This window comes from Pseudomonas sp. NBRC 111139 (assembly GCF_001753955.1).
GTDB lineage: Bacteria > Pseudomonadota > Gammaproteobacteria > Pseudomonadales > Pseudomonadaceae > Aquipseudomonas > Aquipseudomonas alloputida.
In genome coordinates this window covers 1-23,779 of the sequence record NZ_BCBP01000025.1, presented here as the reverse complement: position 1 = coordinate 23,779, position 23,779 = coordinate 1, and the positions used below count along the sequence as shown (strand labels likewise).

General features: G+C 54.3%; 17 protein-coding genes. 3 read left to right on the top strand and 14 right to left on the bottom strand.

Translation table 11 applies throughout. The features are described 5' to 3' along the window. Window positions 1–6 precede the first annotated feature (6 nt). Entirely contained in the window at window positions 7–1,359 is a 1,353-nt protein-coding gene (locus BJQ17_RS08705) for an aminotransferase class I/II-fold pyridoxal phosphate-dependent enzyme (protein ID WP_004577066.1), read from the top strand. A gap of 9 nt (window positions 1,360–1,368) precedes the next feature. Here BJQ17_RS08705 and BJQ17_RS08700 read toward each other — a convergent pair whose 3' ends face one another. From BJQ17_RS08700 to BJQ17_RS08660, 9 genes are all read right to left on the bottom strand, one after another. After that, window positions 1,369–1,824 carry a transposase gene (locus BJQ17_RS08700; RefSeq protein WP_003252719.1) on the bottom strand — a complete coding sequence of 152 codons (456 nt, stop codon included), beginning with the start codon at window positions 1,822–1,824 and terminating at the stop codon, window positions 1,369–1,371. Window positions 1,825–2,182: 358 nt separating this feature from the next. Continuing rightward, window positions 2,183–3,226, bottom strand: coding sequence for a phytanoyl-CoA dioxygenase family protein (locus tag BJQ17_RS08695; protein ID WP_004577660.1), 1,044 nt, complete (start codon window positions 3,224–3,226; stop codon window positions 2,183–2,185). 3 nt (window positions 3,227–3,229) lie between these two features. Next, window positions 3,230–5,374: a capsular polysaccharide biosynthesis protein gene (locus BJQ17_RS08690; RefSeq protein ID WP_070095906.1), complete on the bottom strand. Its 2,145-nt coding sequence runs from the start codon at window positions 5,372–5,374 to the stop codon at window positions 3,230–3,232. Next, window positions 5,374–5,940: an N-acetyltransferase gene (locus BJQ17_RS08685; protein ID WP_054888761.1), complete on the bottom strand. Its 567-nt coding sequence runs from the start codon at window positions 5,938–5,940 to the stop codon at window positions 5,374–5,376. Before BJQ17_RS08685 ends, BJQ17_RS08690 begins: the two co-directional genes overlap by 1 nt. 4 nt (window positions 5,941–5,944) lie before the next feature. Next, window positions 5,945–7,480, bottom strand: coding sequence for an LTA synthase family protein (locus tag BJQ17_RS08680; protein ID WP_083285031.1), 1,536 nt, complete (start codon window positions 7,478–7,480; stop codon window positions 5,945–5,947). Window positions 7,481–7,487: 7 nt separating this feature from the next. Continuing rightward, complete coding sequence (locus tag BJQ17_RS08675; RefSeq protein ID WP_003252728.1) at window positions 7,488–8,264, bottom strand: SDR family oxidoreductase; 777 nt, start codon at window positions 8,262–8,264, stop codon at window positions 7,488–7,490. Then, window positions 8,261–9,577 carry a capsule biosynthesis protein gene (locus BJQ17_RS08670; protein WP_070095904.1) on the bottom strand — a complete coding sequence of 439 codons (1,317 nt, stop codon included), beginning with the start codon at window positions 9,575–9,577 and terminating at the stop codon, window positions 8,261–8,263. Before BJQ17_RS08670 ends, BJQ17_RS08675 begins: the two co-directional genes overlap by 4 nt. Beyond that, window positions 9,517–11,538, bottom strand: coding sequence for a capsular polysaccharide biosynthesis protein (locus tag BJQ17_RS08665; RefSeq protein WP_070095925.1), 2,022 nt, complete (start codon window positions 11,536–11,538; stop codon window positions 9,517–9,519). Before BJQ17_RS08665 ends, BJQ17_RS08670 begins: the two co-directional genes overlap by 61 nt. A 186-nt stretch (window positions 11,539–11,724) precedes the next feature. Then, window positions 11,725–12,765, bottom strand: coding sequence for a phosphotransferase family protein (locus BJQ17_RS08660; protein WP_083285030.1), 1,041 nt, complete (start codon window positions 12,763–12,765; stop codon window positions 11,725–11,727). Window positions 12,766–13,061: 296 nt separating this feature from the next. Between BJQ17_RS08660 and BJQ17_RS08655 the strand changes: the two genes are divergently transcribed. Then, a complete protein-coding gene (locus BJQ17_RS08655; protein ID WP_070095903.1) occupies window positions 13,062–13,994 on the top strand; it encodes an SIS domain-containing protein in 933 nt (310 codons plus the stop codon). A gap of 332 nt (window positions 13,995–14,326) precedes the next feature. Here the strand turns inward: BJQ17_RS08655 and galU are convergent, their stop codons facing one another. Further along, the gene (gene galU / locus BJQ17_RS08650) at window positions 14,327–15,166 is read right to left on the bottom strand and encodes a UTP--glucose-1-phosphate uridylyltransferase GalU (protein WP_070095902.1); all 840 of its coding nucleotides are present in this window, start codon (window positions 15,164–15,166) and stop codon (window positions 14,327–14,329) included. A gap of 153 nt (window positions 15,167–15,319) precedes the next feature. Here galU and BJQ17_RS08645 point away from each other — a divergent pair, with 153 nt between their 5' ends. Further along, window positions 15,320–16,729: a glycosyltransferase family 2 protein gene (locus tag BJQ17_RS08645; RefSeq protein WP_175442719.1), complete on the top strand. Its 1,410-nt coding sequence runs from the start codon at window positions 15,320–15,322 to the stop codon at window positions 16,727–16,729. A 41-nt stretch (window positions 16,730–16,770) separates the two neighbouring features. Here the strand turns inward: BJQ17_RS08645 and BJQ17_RS29830 are convergent, their stop codons facing one another. The 4 genes from BJQ17_RS29830 to BJQ17_RS08635 form a co-directional block, all read right to left on the bottom strand. Then, window positions 16,771–18,288: a stealth conserved region 3 domain-containing protein gene (locus BJQ17_RS29830; protein WP_083285029.1), complete on the bottom strand. Its 1,518-nt coding sequence runs from the start codon at window positions 18,286–18,288 to the stop codon at window positions 16,771–16,773. Continuing rightward, entirely contained in the window at window positions 18,285–19,187 is a 903-nt protein-coding gene (locus BJQ17_RS29825) for a galactosyltransferase-related protein (RefSeq protein WP_175442718.1), read from the bottom strand. The genes BJQ17_RS29830 and BJQ17_RS29825 overlap by 4 nt, the downstream gene beginning before the upstream one ends. Window positions 19,188–19,290: 103 nt before the next feature. Next, on the bottom strand, window positions 19,291–20,550 hold the full coding sequence (locus BJQ17_RS30935) for a hypothetical protein (RefSeq protein ID WP_070095900.1): 1,260 nt from the start codon (window positions 20,548–20,550) through the stop codon (window positions 19,291–19,293). Window positions 20,551–20,598: 48 nt separating this feature from the next. Further along, complete coding sequence (locus BJQ17_RS08635) at window positions 20,599–23,733, bottom strand: CDP-glycerol glycerophosphotransferase family protein (protein WP_139139760.1); 3,135 nt, start codon at window positions 23,731–23,733, stop codon at window positions 20,599–20,601. Window positions 23,734–23,779 lie beyond the last annotated feature (46 nt).

The window sequence follows — 23,779 nt, the reverse complement described above, 5'->3', positions numbered from 1 at the left end:
TGCCAGATGACAGCCAGAACCCCGACCGGCCTTGGTGGCGATGCCAAGCAACGCCTGATCCAGCAAGCCCTCGCCCGGCGCCGCCATGTGGCTGCCGAGGGCGAGCAGGGCGCCACCCTGGAGCAGGTACAGCAGGCTGCCCTGAAGGTGCCCGAAGCGCACTATCGCTTTGATCAGCACCCGGGGTACCAGCAACTGCGGGTAATCCAACAGAGTGCCATGCAGCTGGGCGTGAGCAACCCGTTCTTCCGTATGCACCAGGGCACCGCCGGCGCCCAGACGCAGATTGGCGAGCGCGAGTACCTCAACTTTGCCAGTTACAACTACCTGGGTTACTCCGGCCACCCGACCGTGGCCGAAGCGGCCAAGGCGGCGATCGACCGCTACGGCACCTCGGTGTCGGCCAGCCGCCCGGTTTCTGGCGACCGCCCGCTGCACCGCGAGCTCGAGCGCGAACTGGCGCGCCTGTACGAGGTGGACGATGCGGTGGTGATGGTCAGCGGCCATGCCACCAACGTCACCACCATCGGCTACCTGTTCGGGCCACGCGATTTGGTGGTGCATGACGAGCTGATTCACAACAGCGTGTTGCAGGGTATCCAGCTGTCGGGTGCCCGCCGTCTGAGTTTTGCCCACAACGACTGGCAGGCGCTGGACCGCCTGCTGGGCGAGCAACGCCAGCACTTCGAGCGGGTGCTGGTGGTGGTGGAAGGCATCTACAGCATGGACGGCGACTACCCCGAGCTACCCCGGTTCGTCGAGCTCAAGCATAAGCACAAGGTTTTCCTGATGGTGGATGAAGCCCATTCGCTGGGGGTGATGGGGGCGACGGGCAAAGGTATTCGTGAGCATTTTGGGTTGGCTGGCGATGACGTCGACATCTGGATGGGGACCTTGAGCAAGACCCTGGCCAGTTGCGGTGGGTACATTGCGGGCCGCACGGCACTGATCGAGCACCTGAAGTTTCTGGCGCCGGGCTTCTTGTACAGTGTTGGCATGCCGCCGGCGGTCACGGCCTCTGCGCTGGCAGCGTTGAAGCTGCTGGCTGCAGACAGCGAGCGGGTAGCGCAAGTGCAGGCGCGAGGGGAGCTGTTCCTGCGCCTGGCGCGTGAAGCTGGGCTGGACACGGCGACCAGTACCGGGTTGGCGGTGATCCCGGTGATTACCGGCAGTTCGTTCAAGGCCGGCCGCTTGTCCAGCGCCCTGTTCGAGCGTGGCATCAATGCCCAGCCGATCCTGTACCCCGCGGTGCCGGAGCATTCGGCGCGGGTGCGGTTTTTTGTGTCTTGCGAGCATACGGAAGAGCAGATCAGGCATACCGTGGCGGTGGTGGCGCAGGAGATGGCGCGGCTGGGGTGAGGGCCACGCCTACAGCCAGATGGCATCCCAGTGTGGGTATTCGCCGACATTGGGTGCCAGGCCGGCCCTGACCGGGTTGGCAATGATGTACCGGGCGGTATTGAGCAGATCATCATCCTTGCGCATGGCGCGATCGCAGTAGCCCGCCTGCCAGATGGGGGTGGCTGTTACACCAGCCTTGTGCAAGGCATGGCTGGACCTTGATTTGAAGCGGCGCATCAACGTGGCCAGCGTCACCTGTTTCAGTTCTATCAGCCAGTGCACATGGTCGGGCATGACGACCCAGGCCAGCGTGGCGCAGCTGTTTTCCCGGTCTGCCTGGCGCAGGTGATTGACCACCAGCCTGGCCAGGTTGAAGTTGTGAAACAGGGGGCGGCGCTGGTGGGTGACTGTGGTCAGCATGTATAGCCTGCCGGGGTGTGAAACCCGGTGGCGGCGCAGATGATGGGCGTGGGCGTATTGCATGGGGTCATCCTTGAGGCTTCGATAGTTCGAGCCAGCGTAGACGCCCACATGACGCCAGCAGCGATTCAACCATTGCAGAATGTGCCCACCGACCAGGGGGGCGGTGATTGGCCAGGGATATTGGCCAGCAGGCCCGGCCTCTTCGCGGGTAAACCCGCTCCTACACGACGGTCTGCGCCCAACCACCGATCTGTGCCCCCCCCCGATCGGCGTAGGAGCGGGTTTACCCGCGAATACGGTGGCGGCAGCAACGGTGACCGGCCAGGGATATTGGCCAGCAGGACCGGCCTCTTCGCGGGTAAACCCGCTCCTACACGACGGCCTGCGTCCAGCCACCGGGCCGGGGACTGGGCGTGGGTCAGATATGCGGTGCCTCATACGCATTCAACTGCTCCACAAACCGCCAATGGCTCTTCTTGCCAAACCCCATCAACCGCTTCAACCGGATATCCCAACGCATGTGGTGGTTGGCAATCCATGGCAATGCAAACAGGTGCGCCCCGCGCCAGGGGATGAACGGGTTACGCCGCAGGCTGGCATAGATCTCGACGCGGTGGCTGGCCTGATGGCTTGCACAACGGGCATGGAAACCAGACGTGTCGGCCACCACCAGGGTGTTGGCTGGCACCGCAAAGCGACGGGGCGGCGGCAAGCCGAGGGCCGCCAGCTCGGGCTCGTCGATGCGGAACGAACCCTCACGGTGCATCTGCTCGCCGGAGCGCGCCGCCCCCAGGCTTTGACGGTACTCCCAGGCCAAACGCTCCGGCGTCAGGCGGTGCGACCCCGGCACATAACTGAAGGGCCCTTGGTCATCCGCCACATCGTCCAGAAACAACCACGCCTTCGCCGTGGGGTGGAAGGTGTCGGCATGCAGGCGGGTCTGCGGGTCCTGGTCGGCATTGGCGGCGTCGATCACGATCGACTGCAACTGGTAGGTAATGCCACCGGTATTGGACGACGCATAGGCAATCAGGTCGCGCACCCCACGGTCCGCCACAAACGCCGCACTGGCCGGGTTTTGCGCCAGCACGTCCTGGTCAAGGCTGACCCGGCGGGTCACCGCGCGGCCCTGGCGCATTTCCCAGCCGGTGCTGCGCAATGCACCCAGCTCGGCGCGCAAGGCCGCAAACTGCTCGGCAGGCAGGGCGTTTTCACGAATGAAAAAACCGTTCTGCTCAAAATGCGCGCGTTCACCGGCATCCAGCCGCGAGGCCAGCGCATTGCGACGGTAACCTGCCATGGCCATCGCCAGCTGACGACGCTGCACATGCAGGCCCAGGGCATTGAGCCGGGCACTGCCCAGCACCGGGTTGTTCTCGAACGACTTGGCATGGGTAGCCAACTGCAGGCAATGCCAGGGGAGTGCCGCGTAACGGCCGATGTCCTTGATCGAAACAGGCATGATCTAGTCCTTTGATGGGGCCAATGGCCGGCCACAGCCGAGCATGGTCCGGGTATAGTTGAGCAACGGCGCCACTCGTCGATAGGCCACCGGCGCCGGATGGGGCGCGCTGAGGCAGGCGAGGGCGTGCCAGGCATCGCAGGGCAGGTCTTGCTGGACGTCGGCATAGCGCGCATAGCGCAACAAGGCGCCGGCTACCAACTGGTCCAGGGTTAAACGCCGGGTGCGGCGGGGCAAGGGCTGATGGTCCTCGGTCAGGCCCCAGCCGGCATAGAACGGCGTGCCATAGGTGACCACCGGCAGCCCGCGCAGCAAGGCCTCGAAACCGGCGGTGGAACTGAGCGTATGCAGCGCATCGACCTGGCCATACAGGCTGGCGATGTCCACCCCCGCCAGTACCTGATCGGCCAGCCCCACCAGCTGTGCCGGGGCGATGTGCCCGCGGCGCTTGCCGGCCTCCACGTCGGGGTGCGGCTTGTACAGAATCCAGGCATCCGGCAACCGCGCGCGCACCTGTTGCAGCAGGCGCAGGTTGCACCCGGCACCGCCACCGCTGCACAGCGCCGAGGCGTCATCCTCGACCTGGCCCACCACCAGTACCCGCCGCTGCCCCGGCTGCCCAAGCAGCGCCGGGCGCACATTGCTGCGCAGGTTGAACTTGCTGGTGCCGCTGGCAACGATCTGCGCCCGCAAGCGCGCCGCTTCGGCCAGGCATGGGGCGTCGAATTCGCCATGCTGCAACAGCTGCTCCAGGTCGCTGGCAGACTGCGCATCGTAATGAATGCCACCCCGGTCCAGCACCAGTGACAGCGCCGGGCTGTTGGTCGTCCCCAACCCCGTGGAGCGCAAGAAACCATCCTCGACCCGCCACACTGGCACCCCCGCCTGGCGCGCACGTTCGGCCAGGCCGGCCGGCTCGCGCGCAGCCCATACCAGCAGCCGACCCTGTTCGGCCGCTACCTGGCTTATCAGTTGCGGGCTGTCCACGCTGAAGCGCAGCTGCCCCCAACGGCTTGCGAAAAAACGCCGGATGTTGTGCTGCTTGTGCCGCTTCACGCCCAGCACCGTGGTGGGGCCGGCAAACGCAGCATCGCGTGCTTTCTTGCTGGCCAATTGGCGGGCAACGGTCAAGGCATCGGTCAACTGGCCGCTCAATGGATCGACATAACGGCAGTAACGCACATAGGCCGCCGCCACCAGTTGCACAAGGTCTGGCCGTGACTGCCGGCGAGCAATGGCCATGCGGTCATCGGTCAGCCCCCAGCCCGCGTAGAACGGCAGCCCGAAGCAGGTGACCGGCACGCCCTGGATCAACGCCTCCAGCCCGGCCTGGCTGGTACCCACGTACACGCGCCGGGCACGCCGGGCCAGTGACGCCCAGGCTACCGGCCGCGCCTCCAGCGTTACCCCACGGGCCCGCGCGGCATCCAGCAGGCAACTGGGCTTTTGCCCGCCCAGGCAATCTGGGTGAATGCGAACGCGCACGTCGGCATCCGGGTTTTCTGCCAGGGCCTCATCCAGCATTCGCACATAGTCGGCTTCGCATAGCCCGCCGCCCGGGATCGAATAATCCCCGGCAGTCTGGTCCACCACCAGCACCAGCGGTCGTTCACGGCCCAGCGGGTCGTCGTCGGGCAGGTCCTGGGCGTTGTTGTACTTGCCGATGCCGCTGCTGCGCATCAAGGCAATCAGTTCGCGGGCGCAATTGAGTTCGTATGCGCTGAGCGCCTCGGGCTGCTGCAGGATGTTTTCCAGCAGCGAAGGGCGGTCGGCCAGGTAGTGGATGCCCACCGGGTCGACCACCATGGACATTGGCGTATCGCCCTCGATGCCCAGCGAAGAAGAACGCAAAAAGCCGTCTTCCAGCGCAATGTAGGGCAGCCCCCAGCGCTGGCACAGCACCCGGGCATGGGCCGACGACTGCTTGTAGCCGATACCGGCAATGGCCTTGAGCCCCTTGGGCGCCTTGCGGCCACGGCGCCACAGCCAGAAGGGCGGGCCTTCCGGGCCGAGGAACTGCGGCAGGTGCAGGACCTTCCAGGCCACCCATTGCGACATGATGCCGACCCAGCCGGTGCCGTCTACCAGGGCATCGGGTGGCGAGTAACCTTCGGGCGAGTGGGGTACAAAGGGCGGCGTGTTGTGCATTACACGGCCCGCCACATGTTGCGCACCGGCGGGAACGGCACCCAGCGCTTGCGGCGCAGGGCAAAGCCATTATGCAGGTACAGGTGCTGCGCCCGATGATTGCTCAGCGGCACCTCCAGCTCTACCTGGGTAAAGCCCTGGCCGGCGGCGTGCGCGCAGCACGCCTGCACCAGCGCCGAGCCTACGCCGTGCTGGCGTGCGGCCTTGCTGACCCGTAGCCCGTACAGCAAGAACGGGTAGCGCCATTCGCGCAGTTCGCTCAGGCAGAACCCAATAAACCGCACCCAGCCGCTCAACAGGCCAAACTCACGCACGAACGGCCGCCAGTGCCAGGCAAACGGCCCGCGCCGGCCATGCTTGAATGCGGCAAAGCCCAGTGCCTGCTCGCCGTCGAAAGCCAGCAGCACACGGTCCCAGTGGATTGCCGCCCCCAGCAGGCGATAGCGGCAGGCCGTATTGCCAATCAGGAACGCCAGCGACCCCCGCCCCTCGGTCAGCAAGCGGGCCAAGGCAGGGTCTGCGGCACGTTCCGGCGACAGGTCCGATCCCAAAACGATACGCACCACGTTGTCAGGCTACCCCGGCACTGGCCACAGGCGTGCCCTGGCAGGTTGCCGGCGCCAGGGCATGGGCCAGCAATGTGCTGGACAACTGTTGCACCGGCATGGGCCTGGCCCCGCAGCCAGGCTGGCGGCGGTTGGACCACACCAGGTAGTCGGTATCACCCGCGGGCGCACCAACAGCCTGGTACACCTCGGGCAGGATCGGCACATGGTCGCCAAAGAAGCACAGCAGCGCCTCGTTCGGCTGGGCCAGCAAGGTGTCGCGCAGCATGCCCAGCATGCGGTCGGCGTTGCCGATGTGCCGCACATACGGCGCCAGGTCTTTCATGCCCGGCTGCAGCGGGCGGTCGAACCAGGCCGGCAGCTCGTGCGCGGCTACGCTTTCCAGGTGCAACGGGCCATGGTTTTCCATGGTGACCGCATGGATGAACAGCGGCTGTGTGCGGCCTGGCGCCTGCAGCAGCGCGCGGATTTTGTCTGCCACGGCGCAATCACCAATGAACGGCCCGGCCTTTTGCGAAGCGTTGAACGCCTTCACATCGATGAATTCATCAAAGCCCAATGCCGGCAACACCTTGTTGCGGCCATAGAAACCACCGTCGTACGGGTGGATGCAAATGGTCCGGTACCCCTGCGCCTTGAGCCTGGAGGCGATACTGGGCAGGCCTTGGCGGGCCAGCACCCGGTACGGGTTGAAGCGGTGCACGCCCAACCGGTCGGCAGGGATGCCGGTCAGGTAGGCGAACTCGGTCCGCACCGTATTGGCGCCCCAGGCTGCCACCTGCAGTTTGCCCCGGGCCAGCGCCTGGCTGGCCAACAGGTCGTACTGGTCGAGCACTTGCGGGCGCACGCCAGGCCACAGCCCACGCACATCGAAGAACGACTCGCTCTGCACCGAGACCAAGTCCGGCAGCGCCCCGGCCTGGGCCGCTGCCGGCTGCGAAGAGGCCGGCACAGCCCCAACAGCAAACGGCGAGCCCAGCCCGTCCCGGTCAACCGGCGCCCGCGCCGCCCAGAAGTACCGCCACAAGCTGGCCGCCAACCCCCAGCCACGCACATCCTGCTCGGCATCAAAGCTCGGCTTCACAGGCCGATGCCCCAGGCGCAGCAAGCCCAGGCCCAGCGCCAACGGCAGCAACGCCTCAAGCCGCGCGCCCGCCACCTCGAAGCTCAACCCCGCCCACAGGTAAACCAGAAAGCCCACCGCCAGCAGCGCGGCCTTGCCAAAGCCAAAGAACGGCAAGTACAACCGCGGGAACTTCACTGCATCGCTGAAATACTCGAAATCTGCACACACAAACGGCTCGCGCAGCGAGTGATACTTGGCGTTGCTGACCAGCACGATCAGCAGCCACAGCAGCAACACATTCACGCCACTGAACAACGGCCGCGCCGTCAGGGCATACAACAGCCCGAAGGCCACACACCACAGCCCCGCGTGCAGCAGCCAGCAATCGGCCGGGCGACGCAGGGCAGGGCGGGGAACCAGCAGGCGCTCGACCGCGACGGTCAAGCCCAGGCCGATCAAAGCGACCGGCAACATGGAAACATCAATCACTGTACTTCAACCCACGCAGGATCATCGAAGAAAGCCACTGCGGGATAAGCCCCAGCAGCCAGGTGCCCAGGTTGAGCGGGAACGGAAAGCTGATACGCGCCTGGTTCGCCGCCAGCCCGCGCTTGATACGCCTGGCCGCTTTGTCGGCGGTCCACAGAAAAGGTTTAGGCCCGGGCATTTCGAAGCACATCTTCGACTCCACATACCCCGGCACAATCACATTCACTTTCACCCCTTCCGGCGCCAGCCAGTCGCGGATGGCCTCGCCGTACACCCGGATGGCGGCCTTGCTGGCGCTGTAGGTCGGTGTGACCGGCAAGCCACGCCAGCCCGCCAGCGAGCTGAACAGGGCGATCTGCCCGTCGCCACGGCTGCGCATGGCGGGCAGGGCGGCCTCGACGGTGGCCAAGGCGGCCATCACGTTCACTTCCATCAGGGCGCGGCTGTCGTCCCAGTCTTCCGCTTCGCCATTGGCGCCCACGGCGGTGTTAAGCCCTGCGCCGACCAGCACCAGGTCGGGCTGATGCTGCTCGCTTACCCGGCGCACCATGGCCCGCAGGGCGTCCAGGTCGCGCACGTCGAGGGCTTCCAGCAGCACCTGGGCACCCAGGGCGCGGCATTGTTCGGCCATTTCGGCCAGGCGGTCCTGGCGCCGGCCTTGCAGGATCAGCGTCACCCCCGGGGCGGCGTAGGCAGGCGCCAGCGCGCCACCGATACCGCCTGTGGCGCCGGTGATGAGGATGCAGCGGGGTGAGGCATGCGAACTCATAGGTATTTTTCGATTCTTGAGGTTTTCGCCATCAGCACTTCCAGGCAGTTGGCCACGGCCATGTCCATGCCGCAGGCGGTGTAGAAGCCGCCGTTGACCTGGGTGGTGTGGATGACCGTGTTGCGGAAGCGATGGAAGAGCTTGATGTCCGGCATGTCTGGGGTGTGCCAGAAATCAGCCAGGCTGCCTTGGTGGGTAAGGCCGGGCATGGCGTAGATAGGGTCGGCCAGGGTGATGGTCGGGCGCCCGTGCAGCAGCGCCGAAGCGCCGGCGGTGCTGTTGACGGTAATCATGCCATTGATGTGCGAGAGCAAGGTTGGCATATGCCCGCTTTCCATGAACTCGACCCGGTCGGCTACGTCGTATTCGCGAGCCAGCGCCTCGGTGACGCGCCGGTAGTTGACCAGGCCAGGCGTCAGCGGATGGTTTTTGACCAGCAGGCGGGCATTGAACGGGGCATGCAGCGAGAACGAGTCGATCACGTGCTCGATGACCTGGGTCATGTTGTCGAACGGCGAGTGGTCGCGGATCTGCGCGTCGCTGTCCAACTGCAGCGGCAGCAGGAAGGTGGGCTGGCGCTCACGGGCGACATCGGCAACTAGAGCGTCATCGCGGCTGCGGGCGCGGAGCAGGCGCAGGCCTTGGCGAATGAAGCCTGCGTATTCCACTGCGGCGTTGAAGGGGGCATGGGTTCGGTAGTTCGGGTAGAAAAGGGCGTTAAGGGCGCCACCGGTGTGATACATCACATCATGTGCTGCGCGCGCGGTGAACGACAGTTTGAACGAGTTGCCGTTTTGGTAGCGCGGGATGTATTTGCCCACTTCGCGGTACCACTCCGGGTCCCGTGGCAAGCGCGAGTTGTTGTTTACGCCGTCGCGCTCCAGAGTGATCCAGTAAGGGCGGAAGTAGCCTTCCTCGAAGACGTGCACGCGAATGCCTTGCAGGCGGGCGAGCGTGATCGCGGTGCGGTGCACGGGGCGGCAGTCGCCGAACAGGACAAGGTCGGTGATGTTCAGCTCACGAAAAGTCTGGGTATAGTAGGCCTCTAAATCAGCTGTTTGTTGGCCGCAGCGCTGCCGTGAACCGGAACCATAGAGCACGTCACCTACGTTGAAGCTTATGCTGTGCACCCGCTGGTCAATCGAACGAAGGCCTTTGGCCAAACGATTGAAAAAGGGTGAGCTCACGCCTTGTAGAAACAGAAAGCTATTACGCGGAATCCCCAGCAGCGGACGACGCGTCGGCTCGAGAATCAGGCTGCCGGGCGCTTCCTGCCCAGCAAACTGCTCAACCGTCGTTTCAAATCCTGCCATCTGGAAGTTGCTCCGGGCTGCGGTAATGCATGCCAGTGTTGTAGTTCGTAAAGGGTCTGTTCTGCAGTGGTGAAACGATTGGTGATTCGGCTGACGTAGGTGGGATAAAGCAGGAGCGTCGCCGCCACCAGTTCATCCAGCGTTAACGTTCGACAGCGTCGACTTCGCACTTGAGCATCCAGCTCGTTGTCCGTCGTCAGTCCCCAGCCGGCATAGAATGGCTGGCCATAGGTGGTAACCGGCACTCCACGAAGCAGTGCCTCGAAGCCCGACTGCGAAGTGAGCACATGCACCTCATCGACCACCGCCAACAGTTGATGCAGGGGAGTGTCGCCGATGACTTCGTCGCACCAGTGCACCGTTTGCGCTTCGTCGCTGCCGCTTGCACGTGTACCTGCCAGTACTTCTGGATGCGGCTTGTACAGCACCCAGGCCTGTGGATTACGTTCGCGTACTGCACGCAGCAACTGCAGGTTGCTGAGAATGCTTGTGCCACCGAAGCGAATCGAGGCATCACCCTCGACTTGCCCGGTGACGAGAATTACCTTTTGCGCATCTGTTGGCCGTTGCCAGGACTTGCCCGGCAGGTTGTATTTGGTCAGCCCTGCGTTGCAGATCGCCAGGCGCAGCTCTTGTGCCCGCATCAATAACTGGGTGTCAAACGTATTGTTGGCGAGCATTTGTTCCAAGCGCGACGGGCGTGTGGAGTCGTAATAAATGCCAATATCATCGATCACCCACGACAGTGGCCGAGCTTTACCAGCGCCTAGGCCGACAGAGCGCAAAAAACCGTCTTCAACGCGGTGGATCTTTTGGGGGTGGCCGAGCAGCTCAAAATCGAGTTTGCAGCCCCAAGTAATGACGGGCATCGACGCAGACACACGCTTCTTGGGTTTGACGAAGCGTATCGCACTGCCGTTGAAGAACAGTCTGGCTAATGGCTCTTTCCAGCGGCTGAAACCGCATACTTGCATCGATGCTGGCATCAAGCTGCGGTGGTAGCGTTGCAGGCCTAACCATTTGATCAAAGATTCCGGGGTACTCGGCTCGCCCCGTTCAGGACAGATGTAGCGTGGGTAGCGCACCAAGCTCGCGTGGATCAGTTGGGCAAGACTAATCGGCGAGCGGCGAGAAGGGGCGGGCAGACGATCATCCGTCAGCCCCCATCCGGCATAAAATGGCATGCCCCAGGTATGTACCTGTACCCCCCACAGCAATGCGTCGAAGCCTAGCTGCGAAGTCATTACGTATACCGCGCGCATGCGCGGCAAAAGCTCAGCAGGATGAACGTTCTGAGTCAGAACCATCACCCGCGGGAGCTTTGCTACTGCAGCCAGATCGAAGTGCCCCGACTTACGCCCTGCAACCACGTCAGGGTGGACCTTGAGGAGAATGGTGCTGGCTGGGTAACGAGCCAAAGCTTCATTGAGCATCGCCACGAAATCGTCAGCTGTCGCGCCTTGCAACGATGCGTCGCCGGACGTTTGGTCTGCCACGAGTACGCAGTTCGCTGGAAGGGCGGGCACTTCAATACGCGAGTCGTTGTATTTCGACACCCGCTGCTCTTGCCAGAGCGCTTTGAGCGCCATCGCTCGTGCTCGCTGCTCGTGAGTGAGGGGCTCAGCGATCAACTGCTCCAGCCGAGAAGGTTGGCGGGCGTCGTAGTAGACACCGACATCATCGACAATCAGAGACAGTGGCGGCTCATCGGCACCTAGGCCTACAGAGCGCAGGAACCCATCTTCGATGGTCAGCACCTGCTTTCCGGCTTTGCGCGCAGCGGCCATGGCCACGTGCGCGCTTGGTTTGCGGCCCCATGCCATTACCCAATCCGCTTCCGAAACGTCAGCCACGACACCATTCTGCAGCTCGAAATCGGGCAGCAGCGCAGGCAAAGTTCTGATCTGCTGAGCCCCTTTGGACAGGATCAACAGGCGTTGGCGAGGCAAAACGTCATCCATAAACGTGTAGCGGGGTTCCGTTACCAAGGTCGCGAAGGGCAGAAGGCCAAGTATCCAGTGGGCGATTTGAAGCGGCGAATCTTAATACAGATTCAGGTTTGTTGGATGGTTTTATTGAGTTTTTTTCCCGGTGAAACGCAACGGATCCGGGTAGATCTCAGAGGATGACATCAAAATGACATCTATTCACAGCAGGCTGAGGAGATACTTGTACTTCTCCAGCAGCAGAGGCATGCGATCTCGCTCACGGTACTCTTGGATGGTTTCGGGGCGCAGGCAGTGGTAAAGCGCTGTCAAAAGGAACACATAATGCTGGTTCCGAGCAGCTTCATCAGGGTTGAATTTCTCGGGTAGCGCGCTGCGGTAAGCTTCGCTGAACTCCTTCTGCGCTGACAGGAAAAGCGCCATTTCCTTTCGTCGGAACAGGCTTCCCAAATAGGCGCCGCCGTCGAAGCCAATGCGCCCTAGCTTGACCTCGCTCCAGTCAATCAGATGCAACTGTCCGTTTGTGACAAAGAGGTTCTTGCGTAGGTAGTCCATGTGGCAGATGCAATGTGGGCTGCGCTGCGCCGCAACGGCCAGCTTACGCATTAATGGCCTGAACCCATCGAAACGCTCCGCCAATCCAGCAAATAGCGCATCCTCACGCCCAAGTGCAACTAGCCCAGGCAAACATCGCAAAAAATTGAATCGAGGCCTCAAGAGGAACCATGGCCGGAAGAAATCCATGCTCCATAGCAATGGTGCCTTGCTCAGCGATTGATCCCTTATCCAGCTATGGCTGAGGTCTTCCAGTTCAGTAATGCCCAGTGCCAGCTGACGCGCTATCGCGTGCATACGCGGTGGCTTGCCGCGCACAAACTCGGTGAAAATCAAACTCTCCCAGGGCGTTTCGATTACCCCCAGGCATGACGGGTATCTAAAATGTGTGCTACCTGTCAGCATTCCCTCCGCGCGATGCAGTCGCGCCTCCTGACTGCCGAGGAATGCAATCTTACGAATCGACTTTTCTACTAACTCGACGGGTTGCCCGGTACATGGGTCAATCAGGCGGTGGTGGCGCACGTAGTTAACAAACGAGGCATTCGAGGCCAAGTCCTGGCTACTGATGTCCAGCGCCAACCCCCTCCACTGGGGCATCAGGGCGTGCAAGTGGTTTGCCAGGGGGGCCTGTTGCCAGCGGTAGAGCGTCTTGCCCAGTGCAGGCGGGTGAGAAGGGGTATTCATGACATCCAATCAGCAGCAGCCCTTCGTCAATCTATAGCTCTAAAGACGACCATGCTGCGTCATATAGGGCCAAGACACAACGAAAAATTACAACAAGATGTTGATTTTCAAGGCGCATACGTACGTACGCAAGGTGGTATCCCCTGGGTTGGGTGGGCGGCGACGATCCTTCCGCGCTTAATTTTTAACGGCTCAGGGGTGAGGTTTGATCCAGCATCTGCCCTTGGCGCTTTGCTTAACATGCCAAAAACCTTACCATTCGGCACGCCGTACTATCTGCAATTTCAGAGACGAAAATGAACCATCTCAGCATCGCTAAAGAAGCTCTCATTGCGCAGGCGCAGGCCGTAACCCAATTGGCAGACCGCTTGGATGGCGAATTCCAAAGCGCCGTTGAACTCATCCTCGGTTGCCAAGGCCGTACCGTAGTCTGCGGAATGGGCAAATCTGGCCTGATAGGGCAAAAGATGGTTGCCACCTTTGCCTCCACGGGTACGCCAAGCTTTTTCCTGCACCCTGCCGAGGCTTTCCATGGCGATCTGGGTATGCTTAAGCCGATCGATGTCCTGATTCTCATCAGCTACAGCGGCGAAACGGAAGAGTTGATTAAGCTGATCCCGAGCCTCAAGTCGTTTGGGAACAAAATCATCGCCATGACGGGAAATGGCAAATCGACTTTAGCCAAGCATGCCGATATTTGGTTGGATATTTCAGTCGAGCGCGAGGTTTGCCCGAATAATCTAGCGCCTACTACATCGACTTTGGCAACTATGGCCATGGGAGATGCCTTGGCTGTTGCACTGATTGATGCGATCCGCTTCAAGCCTATGGATTTTGCTCGCTATCATCCCGGTGGCAGTTTGGGTAGAAAGCTATTGACCCGTGTCTGCGATGTTATGCATTCACCGGCTCCGGTCGTAGCACCAACTACCAGTTTCCATGATTGTCTGCTGGTCATGACGCAAAGTCGATTGGGTCTCACTATTGTAATGGATAGCGATAAGCTCGTCGGCATCGTGACCGATGGAGACCTACGCCGTGCATTGCTGGCGGATGAGAGAACTATTCACTCCATGGTGAGTGAGTTCATGACAGGCAATCCGCATACGATTCAACAAAATGAGCAGCTTTCAGTTGCTGAAACGTACATGCTCGACAACAAAATTAGGGCTTTGGCGGTTACAGGCGAAGGTGGTGCAATTGTTGGTGTTGTAGAGATATTTGATTAGTTTTATTCTTTGGGGGTAATAGTAATCAAGCAGAGGTGTCGGCGGAGCCTACCTCAAAAATGTTTCAGTTTTTGACTTGAAAGAAAAATTATTTTCAAGAGTTTTCTGGCGAGCTGACAGAAGCTTAATGAAATCGAAATATTATCGCGGTTACATGTTGCTAGATTGCTTTTTCAGCGATGTAAGGCTAGCGATTATGACCTTGCTAATACTAATGGGTGTTTTTTTTGCAACGCTGATGTTTTCGGCTTGTGGTTGGTACATCCATCTTTGTAAGAACGTGCGGTGTGAGTAGAACTGATAACTAAAAAGCCACCGTAAGGTGGCTTCTTTCAAGAGGATTTAGCCGTCTTATAAAAATTTTCAAAACAGAAATTAGTCGCGTCTATGTAGCCCTCGGCGCCACCGCAGTCGAAACGCTTACCTTTAAACTTGTAGGCGATTACACAGCCGTTCTGCGCCTGTTGCATCAGTGCGTCCGTAATCTGTATCTCGCCACCCTTGCCAGGTTCGGTGTTGGTAATGATATCGAAGATGTCCGGGGTCAGGATGTAGCGACCGATGATCGCCAGGTTTGACGGGGCGTCTTCCGGCTTCGGCTTCTCGACCATGTTGGTGATGCGGAAAATGTCGTCCCGAATCATGTCGCCGGCGATTACACCATACTTGTTGGTTTCCTGCGGGTCGACTTCCTGGATGGCGACGATTGAGCAGCGGAACTGCTTGTACAGTTTGACCATCTGGGTGAGTACGCCGTCACCCTCCGGGTTGACACACAGGTCGTCCGCCAGTACCACGGCAAACGGTTCGTCGCCGATCAGCGGGCGGCTCGTAAGGATGGCGTGGCCCAGGCCTTTCATTTCGGTCTGGCGGGTGTAGGAGAACGAACAGTCGTCGAGCAGGCGACGGATACCGACCAGGTATTTTTCCTTGTCGGTGCCCTTGATCTGGTTTTCCAGTTCGTAGCTGATGTCGAAGTGGTCCTCTAGTGCGCGCTTGCCGCGTCCAGTGACAATGGATATCTCGTTCAATCCAGCATCCAATGCTTCTTCGACTCCATATTGAATTAGGGGTTTGTTTACTACCGGCAACATCTCCTTAGGCATGGCCTTGGTTGCAGGTAGGAAGCGCGTACCATAGCCAGCTGCCGGAAACAAACATTTCTTGATCATAAAAATCCTTATTGGCAAGATCATAACGTGCGATCGAATGTTACGTGCTCAACGTTTTTTCATCAACTAAAAATTTTGGCAGTCATGATTTTGATCTGACTGAAAGCCTAATCATGTATAATGGGCAAGAAAAGTTCCCTGCATATGGAGTTGATGAAGGTGGAATCCGGAGTAAAAGTAGCTGTTTGTGCTATCTGCAGAAACGAACGAGCATATGTTGAAGAGTGGGTCTCATACTATAAATCCATCGGTTTTGATGATGTTTTTATCTATGATAATGTGAGCGATGACGGTACTTCTGAGTTGTTGGTTGCTTTAGATGCTGTGGGTGAAATAAAGCGAGTATACTGGCCGCGGAAGGAAGGTATTCCGCCGCAGCGCGATGCGTATGGGCATTTCATAAATGAATATTCACATAACTTTGATTACGTATTGATTTGTGATCTGGATGAGTTTTTGGTTGTTGATCAAGGAAATGTAAAAACCTTGATTGATCAGGCTGAGGCTCTCCATGATCAGATTGGTGCGATTGCGCTCCCATGGTTGATGTTTGGCTCAGGCGGCGAAGAGAAAGAACGTCCGGGCTTGGTAATTGAAAGGTTTAAAAAGTGTGAAGGTTCGGTTGCGAGATCAGTGAAGACGCTGTTTGCAACGAAAAACACTTATAATATGAGGACACATATTTGCGATTTGTTGAATGGTGTGTATTTAGATAATACCCTGAGTGTTGCTCAATGGGACCAGAAAATGCCCATTAAGCTGAAGAAGCCTGAGATGGGGCATGCCAGGATTCATCACTATTACACTAAGTCGAAAGAGGAGTGGCTTAAGAGAAGGGCCCAACCAAAAGCGGATAGAGCAAAAATTGAGCTTAAGAATGTTCAGGAATATGAGAAGTATAGTGGTTTTTCGATTACTAATGATCAAGCATCCATGCGATCTGCAGAAGTCAAAGCTAATATAGAATCGCTGAGAAAGAAAGTTTCCAGTATTCAAGTTGTATGCAATGAAGCTGACATTGAAGTTATTTCAATAAATGGGGACTGGATCTTCGGGGCGATAAAGAACTTAAAGTCCGACAGGCCGCAGACTGTTAGGGTTGTGGGTGAAATGTCTGAGGCCTATGTGCGTAGCGTCAGGATTTCTGATAATTTGCATATATTTACGTATAAGAATAAGTGGCGAAATACTTATGGGAAGTCGTTTCAGTTGTCGCTAGTTGGTGCAAGTCGTTCTAAGTTTATTACGCCTGCAGATTATCCTGCTCCAATGGTTAGCTTAAAATGGCTGGCGAAATTTATGGCTAGCGCAGAAGATCATATTTTTGCTTATGCACTACTCGCGCTAAGTGATAGCACGATTCACGAAGTAGCAGAGGTTTGTCGGCGCCTGAAATTTACAAAAAACAAAAAGTTTACTAACTTCTTTATAGCGCTCAGTTCCTACGCCTTGACTAAGGATCTTGATTCTTTATTGGTCGAAGTGGCTAAGGAGGACGAAGACTTTAGGAAAATGATATTCGATTCAAAGAAATCGCCCTATCTTTCAAAGTTGAGCGTCTAAGATATATGTGGTGCGACTGTGTTACCAGTCGCACTAAAAAACTAAGCTCTATTACTTGTGGTTCTTTCCCATGGGGCTCGTTTGGCGAGCCTGATGTCAAAGAAGTCATTCACGACTTTCTTGTATTTTTGATCCTCTGAACTTCCATTTCCGTCGTTAAAGCAAATAAATTTATATTTATATGATGATTTTGTCGTGATCGTGTCTATATTATTTGGACGTGCAATAATTCCGCTTGCGTCAGCTCGAACTGCGGCACCGGTTATATAGGCGAAATGATGATATAGGAATGAAGTAAGATTTATGTCACTTGAACTACGCGTTTTGGCTGCTCGTGTAGAAACAAATGCACTAGTATAGCGCTGCTCTAGCTCCTGCAGTATGGATTTTCGCAGCGCATAAGGCACATGTCTATGTAGTGTACGAGGAGTATAGCTAGGAAAGTCCTCTTTGAGGAGTTTACAAACATTACCGGCTGCAATTAGATAATCAGGGCTCTCAGCATCCATGCTCCCGGTTACCATTCCATAGGGTTCAAAGTATGAAAGCGAGCGACCAGCTTCGTCAAAGAAGTCGCTTGGTAAGCATGGCTGCGACAATACAAAGTCGTCATTCAAATATATAAATTTTTCGCTTAAGCCTGGAATTAGATGTAGCGAAGCTTCAATGGCATGCGAGTTGAATGTCGGTAGTACTGAGGGGTCTGGGAAGATATCTCCGTGATCAACCCATGTTATTCTCGGATCATCTAAGAGCCAATAGGGTTTATCACAGTTCGAAACAATATATATATTGTTAAGCCAAGGGGCGTATTTATGTAGCGACCTAAGCGAGAACTTAAGCTCATCATTATTCGTGTATCGATCTGGATCGAAAGCTGATTCGGGGAAAGACTCTCTCCATAAGTCTTGCCATCTTGGGTCCGCGTGATTCACCCAAGTATAAACCGCGTCAATTTTTTCTGAATTATTTTGTTCTCTTCCGCTATAAATGCTCTCGAGGTCTTTTACCGCGAAGCGCTTAACATGGGCTTTGCTAGAGCGAATATTTGCAATGCCTGCTGGATCAATGTCATAGAGATAGAATTGAATGATTTCTAATAGCCCAAGATCATTTGAAAATTCTACGACGAAGTTTGGTCTGGCACTAAGCAAAGACGAAACTTCGGCAACGTTTAATTTTGATTTTGCAGGGGATTGAATGCTAACACTACCACCAAGCGTATAAATACAAACGTCGGTTGGTGAAGCCTCTTTGAACCCAGATATGAAGTTAATAAGCCCGTTGAGATGACCACTCCAAAGTACAAGGCTATTTTGGTCGTTTCCATCTTCAGCCCCAATGCCGGCTTTAAGGCTTTCACGAAGGTAGGCCTTCAAGCCAAGGCGATTCACCTCCATCAAGTCAACACTATTGCGGTTGGCGCTCGGAAGGGAAGTTTTACTTGCGGTTTGAGGTGAGTTTTGGAATACACGTTTCCTGAACATATCGTAGAAAAACAAGTTCGGATCACGGAAGAATTTTCGTAACTTTTTGTATTTCACTTGTTTTTTAGTCATTTTAGCAGAAATCTCAAACGGCGCTTGAATGTGTCAAAGCGGTCAATATGTCCTGGTTTGTTCTCAAACAGTGCCGAATAGTCCTTGTAATCAAGATTTTTTAATCTGCATAGGTCAAGAAAATCTTCGATCAATGTAGAGGACTCAGGGTGTGTAGATCTAAGATGTTGATGTTGCGTCAAGAATCTTTGTAGATTTCCTTGGCGCGCAGTATAGTATTCCGTTCCCTTTGGAGTATCGTGATAAAGGTGAAACGCCATATCCTTATCAAGAAGCAAAGGTAAGCAAAGCCGACCGAGCGCCCGCCGGAACCCTGTTGGAAAGAGAGGCGATCTAGCTGTTGTAGCATCTAAAATATTGCCGCACTCTGTAAGGCTATTATAAAGACCGGCTAATCTAAGCATAAAGTCAAAGTCTTCATAGCCATGCCCTTCAAATTGTTCGTCAAAACCATCTAGCAATGAGAAATCTTGACTTCGCATTATAGTGACCGACGAGGGGTTGGCCAAATGCAGGAACTCTTTTCTTGAAAACTTAAAGTATCGGTCTCTCAGGTTTTTTGGGTCTCGCACTGAAATTAGTCGCTTTGAACCATGTCGAGATAGATACATGCATGGTATAAATACAAAGTCCAATTCTCCGTTCGCAATTTTATTTTTATATTTTGCGAAAAGATCTGGGTCAGGCCATATATCTACATCTAAGAGAATCAGATAATCACTCAAGGCTGATCGGCATGCAATATTTCTAAGACGAGCATTATTAACTGGGCCTGAATGAGGGACTTCAATTATAGAAGTATTAGAAAATTTGCCAATAATTTTTTTGAAGATGATTTCTGGCCATATTTTTCTGGCTGCCAAGCCAATAACTATTCTCCAGCCATGAATTTCACCCACACGGCAAATTCTCAGGGCTTTCAAAATTATGTCAATGGGCCGACTTCCCAAGTCAATAGGAAGTACAATTGTTGTCGATCCTAGAGTAGTTACTCTTTGCATTTCAGCTAACGACGCGTTCTTGAATATCAGAAGGGACCTTCTCCATCTGTAAGTAGACACCATCAGTTGAACACTGAATTTGTGAGGAGGTTCTGTTGTCAGTGAAAGCAGACTTTGTTTGAGTGTAAAGTGGAACTTTACAATCGTGGCCGGCCATGATAATTCGTAGATAACATTGATATTTTCCAGGAGGAATTGTATTGAGATCAATGCCTTCGTGCTTTAAAGTGCAGAACCAAGATTTATCATAGCTTGTGAACGATTCAGAGTAATACTGCCGTGTCAGAGATGGTCTATTATCTTTGGCGAGATCAACTCGAAGCGTTGTCAGAGATTCGGAGTTAGTGAGGAATAGTTGAAATTTTACGTCTTTCCAATTGTCGGAAGGGACATGTTTTAAAATCCCTACTCCTTCGAGGAATAGTCTTGAATTTTTTATGTAAATGTTCTTTAGTTCTATGATTGGCTTACCGATATCCGTCTTTTTTGATTCGTCAGCACGATCGCCATAGAGCTCGCAGTAACCATATTTGGGGGCAATGTTGTTGGCTAAAGAGTAAAAAATGCTAATCAAAAGTGAAGAGTGGTGACTCGTGACCTGGTTGTGAGCGCGGACTAATACTGAGCGACTTAGGAAGAAGTTGAAATTGTCGTACTTTAAGAATTCACCCTTAAAGGGCTTTATCTCAGTCGGAAACTGTATGTCAGACTCAGAAGTGAGAAGGTATATGTTTTTGTTGAGTTTTGTGTCTGTCTTTAATATGTTTGGAAGTTTTTCATCAAACGAAAGCGCAGAGTCGTTGTTTTGTGTGCCAAACATGTTGGAAGCGGTCTGAGGCCAGTTATTAATAACGTAGCTGGCGATGTTCATTTGCGGTACGGTAGATACTATGTTTTTAAAGTTGTATTTAAGGCCGTGGTAAAGTGCAGCGCTGCCACCCTTCGAGAAGCCTGCGAGTGTACATTGAGTTTTATCTAGATTTAATAGTTGCAAGGTGTGGCTGATGAGCGCTTGGACCGCGTGTTCAGGGCCAAAGTCGTTATTCTTCAATATGTAGTAAGTGCAGTGATCGCCAAAGTCATCCTTAATCCATAGTACATTGGCAGGGCAGTCTTGAAGTGCATTTTCGAAGTCATAAGTGAACTCGGATACTGCGCCAAACCCGGAAAATACGACTATTAAATGACGCGTATCATGTTTGCGGGGTTTGAATTTATATTTTACAGATAGATCTTTATAGTTGAATTTAAGTTCTTTCAATTTCAGATCCTCAAGCCTAGCAGTTAATGCTGCTAGGCTATTTAGAGATTATGCCGAAAGTTTAAATGTATTCCAGGTTTTTTCTGTCCGTGGCGAGTTTCCGTGTCTTTTGCAGTACTGTGTTAGGATCTGCGTCGCTGCGTCCAATTGACCGCTTTTGAAAAGTGCATGTGCTAAGTCGACGGTTGCATCTTTGTTTGGATTCAAATCCTTACGAGAAATAAACTCTTCTAAGTTGCGTACAGCTTCCACCCATGATTCAGACGCGATGCTTATTAATGCTCGCTCTTGCATGAATGTCCGCTCATCTGACGCCAATTTAGATCGAGAGATTGCCTCAAGTGCTAGGTCATATTGACCACTGCGTCTGCGGCTTCGGGCCAGTTTTAGCCAAAGATCCGGTGACATTTCGATCTTGGAAGAAGCTGCAGTCCAGCAGTCGCTTGCTTCTTTCCATTTCTGATTTGAGTAGAAAATATCACCCGCAACCAGATTTTGGTTTTCATCAACAAGCGGCAGTTTAAGACGGCTCAGCTTTTTCAAAGCGTCTTTATTCTTTCCTTGTAGAAACTGCGCTCGTGCGGCCTGGTAAGCATACATAGGATCAGCACTGGCTTTGTTTAAGTCTATCCAAAGCCTCTCAGCTTCCTCCCAGATCTCTAATTTCTCAGCGATCAGTGCGCGTTCTACTAGAATCTCAGGGTGCTGCATATCGTTTGTATAGTCAAACTGCGCTATTGCTTGGTCGATATTACCCATGGTTCTGTAATGTCGCGCAGCAGTGGCTACGACTATTGCCGGCATTTTTTGATCAACTAACTTCAGTTTGAAGTACTCGTAATCTTCAATAGTGATCTCATGAGGGTTTATAGTGAAAGAAACTGTGAGAGCTTCATCTCTCATCTCCTCAGACCAGAGGCCAAGCTCTCTGAGCTTTTCATGCCATTGAGCACATTTTGTGTATTCACCCAGCTCACGAAGCGTGCGCGAGTAGTCAATGGAGTCCGATACGCTCAATAGCGTTGGGGAGTTTTGGATTAGTCTCTCCCAAGCCTCTTGAGAAAGTTCCCAGTTAGCATTCTCCATTGCACGTGTTGCGGTGCGTCGTACAGATTTTGAGATATTAAGTAGTGAGACTGTATTCTTCTCAAGATCTACAATTGCTTTATACACTCGCTCACAGCTGGATAGGTCATGGAAAGCAAACGTAGCATTTCTGCGTTCTGCATACAGGGCTTGGTCAAGCGTGCCTTCCGCAGCCTCTTCAAGTGCGTCTAAGGTACTTTCCAAGGTTTTGCGCACAGGCCCAAAGCCGTCAAGCTCGTAAGAATAATAACCTTTTGTATAGGTGTGGCTACCGTTGAAGAAGGTATCCTGGTCAAATTGGAAGTAAACAACTTTACGATCCAGAGCCGCTACTTCGAATGCAACGGAGGAATAATCCGTCACTAGAATTTCGCAATCTGCGAAATATTGCTGCATTGAAATTTCGGGGCTGTGAGTGCCAATTTTTATAAACGCTGGGACTTCGAACTCTGGCAGGTATGGTTGAACGTTAGCATGTGGGAAGAACACTACATCATATTCATACTTTTCGGAGATTTCTCGCAGACGCGTAGAGTGCAGGAATGACTTCCACTCAGTTGCGTATTGACTCGTGATAAAGCCCGATTGTTTGTCACGCTCGAAACCATCGTCTGACGCTTTGCCGACCAAGTCGTGGCGCCATGTAGGCATTATCAAGATACTAGGACGAGCATTCCTAGGTGTGGATCTTAACCGGTCATGCCTTGGCAGACCGGTTAGAACTACTTCTCGCTCACAGAATTTATAACTATCCCCATGACAGATGGAGTCATATTCACGCTGTGACGAAGTAACGAAGCAATGGATATTCTTTCCATTCAGCCAGCCAGAGAGGTCATCTTTAATAATTCCGTGCTGCAGGAATGTGAATTTGTATCTCTTAAGGTCAGCGAAGTGTGCATTAGACAATCCACCAAATACATAATGGTCAGCATGTGATGAGATAAGGTGTGCAGCGTTGAGTAGTGCAATCTTGTGTTCTTCGGTTCCAAATGGGATAAGTTTGAAACCTTCGGCCTTGAGTCGGTTCCAGTCACTCGAAGAATCATTTAGAATAAAATAAATATTATTGTGTGAATGGTTTTCTTTTACATATCTATAGAGATGTTCCGCATTGTCATCTGCGAAAGAGTTTCTGTCCATGAAGAGCCAGCAATTAGCAAATTTCATGCGATTCTGATGGGACAGGGCTTGCTCTCGAAGAAGGATGGCTTCGTGTGGTAGAGATTCCACTGCAGGGGGCTTGATCTGTAGAAGACTGAATACTTCGGCGACTTCTACACGACCTTTATGCTGCTTTCCTTTAAGGCTAATCCGAGTATCGGCTTTGTCCTCAACTTTGATTTGAAGTGTTTTTGTGTCACCTGGTTTTAGCCAGATGATCCTTTCATGAAGGAACGTCTCGCCGAAGAGTGTGTGGCGATGAGTTTTGTCAAATACAGGTATGGTTAGTTTGTTATCAAAGGTAATAAGTTCTTTAGGGTTCGGGCTTCTCGTGAAGTAGCGAACCTTTATAAGGTCGCGGAACTCATCGGTCCCGTCGATGTAGACGATGTTGAACTTCGGTTCAGTGTTTTTGTAGTAGGAAATAAGTCCAAACTTCTGGAAAAACCAAAGCCCTGCAAGTTCAAAGTTTAACATGGTCTCGTAAGAGATGTGCTGCATGATCTCTCTAACGATTGTGGTATATTTATCTCTAGCCTCAGGCGTTAGATGGCTTAGCTTTCCATCGTTGTTGATGAAACGCTTAAAGTGCCAAGCTAGATCATAGAAGATTGTGCGCTGAATATAGGGTTTCACAGTCCCGTAACGCTTTAGGCTCTCATTTATTAGGCTTTGATAGCCAAGGCGAAGTTGGGCGTCAAATCTGCCGGGCTTTTCCCAGGCAGTGTCTATGGTCGATGTTCCGTTTTCGCGCTTTCGATAGTAGTACTTAGGGTCGCTAATGAAAGCTACATGATCATTATTGAGGCCCAATAAATAACGGTTTACAAAGTGACCGTCCTCAAAGGCCGGTCTAATCAATGGATTGAAAAACAAGTTCTCGCTCAGGACACGGATGCGTTTGAAGACAGCAGTGCTGGCGCTAAGTTGCATGAACTTACCCAGATCATCTGATCGTAGGTATTGATCTCCATTAGGG

Bases quoted from the DNA above. Each gene is read 5' to 3' on its own strand.
- BJQ17_RS08670 (WP_070095904.1), bottom strand. From the start codon at position 9,577: ATGGCAGGATTTGAAACGACGGTTGAGCAGTTTGCTGGGCAGGAAGCG.
- BJQ17_RS08680 (WP_083285031.1), bottom strand. From the start codon at position 7,480: ATGTTGCCGGTCGCTTTGATCGGCCTGGGCTTGACCGTCGCGGTCGAG.
- BJQ17_RS08705 (WP_004577066.1), top strand. From the start codon at position 7: ATGACAGCCAGAACCCCGACCGGCCTTGGTGGCGATGCCAAGCAACGC.
- BJQ17_RS08665 (WP_070095925.1), bottom strand. From the start codon at position 11,538: ATGGATGACGTTTTGCCTCGCCAACGCCTGTTGATCCTGTCCAAAGGG.
- BJQ17_RS29830 (WP_083285029.1), bottom strand. From the start codon at position 18,288: ATGACTAAAAAACAAGTGAAATACAAAAAGTTACGAAAATTCTTCCGT.
- BJQ17_RS08695 (WP_004577660.1), bottom strand. From the start codon at position 3,226: ATGCCTGTTTCGATCAAGGACATCGGCCGTTACGCGGCACTCCCCTGG.
- BJQ17_RS08655 (WP_070095903.1), top strand. From the start codon at position 13,062: ATGAACCATCTCAGCATCGCTAAAGAAGCTCTCATTGCGCAGGCGCAG.
- BJQ17_RS08635 (WP_139139760.1), bottom strand. From the start codon at position 23,733: ATGCAACTTAGCGCCAGCACTGCTGTCTTCAAACGCATCCGTGTCCTG.
- BJQ17_RS08700 (WP_003252719.1), bottom strand. From the start codon at position 1,824: ATGCAATACGCCCACGCCCATCATCTGCGCCGCCACCGGGTTTCACAC.
- BJQ17_RS08690 (WP_070095906.1), bottom strand. From the start codon at position 5,374: ATGCACAACACGCCGCCCTTTGTACCCCACTCGCCCGAAGGTTACTCG.
- BJQ17_RS08645 (WP_175442719.1), top strand. From the start codon at position 15,320: ATGAAGGTGGAATCCGGAGTAAAAGTAGCTGTTTGTGCTATCTGCAGA.
- BJQ17_RS08660 (WP_083285030.1), bottom strand. From the start codon at position 12,765: ATGAATACCCCTTCTCACCCGCCTGCACTGGGCAAGACGCTCTACCGC.
- galU (WP_070095902.1), bottom strand. From the start codon at position 15,166: ATGATCAAGAAATGTTTGTTTCCGGCAGCTGGCTATGGTACGCGCTTC.
- BJQ17_RS08675 (WP_003252728.1), bottom strand. From the start codon at position 8,264: ATGAGTTCGCATGCCTCACCCCGCTGCATCCTCATCACCGGCGCCACA.